The organism is uncultured Methylobacterium sp. (assembly GCF_964251405.1).
Classification (GTDB): domain Bacteria; phylum Pseudomonadota; class Alphaproteobacteria; order Rhizobiales; family Beijerinckiaceae; genus Methylobacterium.
This window is the reverse complement of sequence record NZ_CAXUJR010000029.1, coordinates 1-2,825: the sequence shown is the minus strand read 5'-3', so window position 1 is coordinate 2,825 and position 2,825 is coordinate 1. Positions and strand designations below refer to the sequence as shown.

Below are 2,825 nucleotides of genomic sequence, written 5' to 3'. Positions count from 1 at the left end.
ACCGGAGAGAATGACGGTGAGGAGCACGACGGCGACGAACAGGTGGCCGGTGGCGACGACGGTCAGCCCGATTCCGATTCACCGGACGGCGCTAGGGCGGTAGCAGGGTCCGAGGTGTCGCCTAGCGCGGACTCTCCTCTCGGTGACGGCGCCGAAGAGGAAGGTGCCGGACGGCGCCGACGTCGTGGCCGTCGCGGTGGCCGCGGGCGCGAGCGTGGTGCGGCGCCAGGGCGCGATGTCGTCGACGCTATGCCGGACGACGCGACTCAGGAGGATGTCGTGGCCGTCCTCAAGGCCGAAGAGCCGCGGAGTGCCGAGACGGTTCAGGTCGTGGGAGATACCGACGACGCGTCGCCCGGTGAGACCGCACCGTCCAAGGTCGAAGCATCGATGTCCGAAGCGGTCGTCCTCGACCTGCCGGTTTCGGTCGTCCCCCAGGGACAGGCCGAGGCTGCGAATGGCTCGGCCGCTGAGACGGTGCCGCTCGCCAAGCCTGAACCGAGGCCGGAGCCGGTTGCGGTCGTGCTGACCCCGATCGATCCCGATCGTCCGAAGCGTGCGGGCTGGTGGTCTCGGACGAAAGCCGCTCTGACGGGCGAATAAACCGAGCGACATCAGGATTGCGATCGAAGGGCGGAGGGGCGACGGCACCTCCGCCTTCGTCGGATCAAGCGACGGCGCGATGTTCCCGCGTCAGTCGGCGGACGGTTGTGGCACCGGCTCCGCAATAGCGTCGTCGAAGACGAGGGAATCGCCGTTCCGCAGACGCCCACCAGACAATACCTCGGCGTAGACGCCGCAATCGGTATGGCGGAGATGCTGGTCGAGGGTCCGCGGGATTGTCAGGTCTCGGATGCCTGTGGCCGGATCGACGTTGGTGGCCGCGCATCGCTCCGTCCGCTTGATGATCCGCAAGATGGCGCCGCCCTGCCCAGCGAAGGTCCGGCCGACGAGGTCGAGTTCGGCCCATGGCGCGAGGCCGGAGACGTGGAGGTTCGCGCGAAAGCGCAGAGGGTCGACGGCCGCGCCTGTCATGTCCTCCAGGGCCGACACGCTGGCGAGGTTGATCAGCGAGACGAACCCACGTTGCGAATCGGTGAACCGGAAACCCGCAGGGGCCGCGAGCAGGCGGGGTTCGCCGCGAAGCTCGTCGGGAAGATAGCCTTTCAGGAATGTCTCGATGGAGCGTCGACCTTCGGGGTCGTCCAATGCGCCCGCGGCGGCGACCTTCCCCTCGCTGCGGATGGTGAGGATGCCGCTGGAGGGGTCGTAGCGCGTGGCGAGGCGTGCCAGCGCCTCGTTCCGCATGAGCATCAGGAACTTGATCTTGGGTTGGTGCCTCGGGTTGGCCGGGTCGAACCCGGACGGGCCGTTCTCGACGGCGAACAGCCGGTCGCCCGGAAAGTACGCACCCGCTTCCAGATCGACCTCGTGGAGCGGTTCAGGGCTCAACCCCTTCACGGGGTAGCGATACAGGGCGTCGATGCGAAGGGGGTCGGAACCGGTGGTCATGGGCGGAGCCTGTGCCAGAAAGGCCAAGCTCCGCAAGGCCCTTGCCTCGCCGTCCAGTGCCAGGCCTCGAACCCTCTTGTGGTGCCGATCTGCAACACTACATCACGGTCACCGGCGGCCGATCTGGCGCCGGGGTCTCTCGCGGCAATGGCCGGAGGACGACGTCTCGACGGGGCCGCGCTGCGTCAGCGGGCGACCTTGAGTCCGATACGAGGGAAACACCGGCATGAATTTCGAGATCTATACCGAACGCGCCCGCGGCTTCGTCCAGGCCGCCCAGAGCCTCGCCATGCGCGAGGGCCATCCGCAATTCCAGCCGGGACACCTGCTCAAGGTCCTGCTCGACGACCCCGAGGGCCTGTGCGCCGGCCTGATCGACCGTGCCGGCGGCCAGTCGCGCGTCGCGCTGGCACAGACCGAGCAGTGGCTCGCCAAGCAACCTAAAGTCTCGGGCAACGCCGCGCAGCCGCAGGCGACCCGCGAGCTGATGCGCCTGTTCGATACCGCCGAGAAAGCGGCGCAGAAGGCCGGCGATTCCTACGTCACGGTCGAGCGCCTGCTTGTGGCCATCGCCGTCGAGAAGGACACCGAGGCCGGCCGGGCGCTCGCCGCCGCCGGCGTCACCGCCAATTCGCTGAACGCCGCCATCAACGCCCTTCGCAAGGGACGCACGGCGGACAACGCCACCGCCGAGAACGCCTACGATGCGCTCAAGAAGTATGCGCGCGATCTCACGGAGGCCGCGCGCGAGGGCAAGCTCGATCCGGTCATCGGCCGCGACGAGGAGATCCGCCGCACCATCCAGGTCCTGTCCCGGCGAACGAAGAACAATCCTGTCCTCATCGGCGAGCCGGGTGTCGGCAAGACCGCGATCATCGAGGGGCTGGCCCTACGCATCGTCAACGGCGACGTGCCCGAAAGCCTGAGGGAGAAGAGCCTGCTCGCCCTCGACATGGGCTCGCTCATAGCGGGCGCCAAGTACCGCGGAGAGTTCGAGGAACGGCTGAAGGGCGTGCTCTCGGAGGTGACGGCGGCGGCCGGCGGCATCATCCTGTTCATCGACGAGATGCACACCCTCGTGGGTGCGGGCAAGGCGGACGGGGCGATGGACGCCTCGAACCTCCTGAAGCCCGCCCTCGCGCGCGGCGAGCTGCACTGCGTCGGTGCGACCACGCTCGACGAATACCGCAAGCACGTCGAGAAGGATGCGGCCCTCGCGCGACGTTTCCAGCCCGTCTTCGTCTCCGAGCCCACGGTGGAGGACACGGTCTCGATCCTGCGCGGCATCAAGGAGAAGTACGAGCAGCACCACG

General features: G+C 68.0%; 3 protein-coding genes. 2 read left to right on the top strand and 1 reads right to left on the bottom strand.

Features of this window, described 5'->3' with window-relative positions; all coding sequences use genetic code 11:
- Positions 1-279: 279 nt before the first annotated feature.
- Positions 280-603, top strand: a complete 324-nt coding sequence (locus ACFE7U_RS07670; RefSeq protein WP_375409142.1) for a hypothetical protein — start codon at positions 280-282, stop codon at positions 601-603.
- A 90-nt stretch (positions 604-693) separates the two neighbouring features.
- Here ACFE7U_RS07670 and ACFE7U_RS07665 read toward each other — a convergent pair whose 3' ends face one another.
- A complete protein-coding gene (locus ACFE7U_RS07665) occupies positions 694-1,512 on the bottom strand; it encodes an MOSC domain-containing protein (RefSeq protein WP_375409141.1) in 819 nt (272 codons plus the stop codon).
- Between the two features lie 226 nt (positions 1,513-1,738).
- On the opposite strand from ACFE7U_RS07665, the gene ACFE7U_RS07660 reads away from it, so the two are divergent.
- Positions 1,739-2,825: Clp protease N-terminal domain-containing protein (locus tag ACFE7U_RS07660; RefSeq protein ID WP_375409140.1), on the top strand; the 1,087-nt coding region annotated here is incomplete at its 3' end.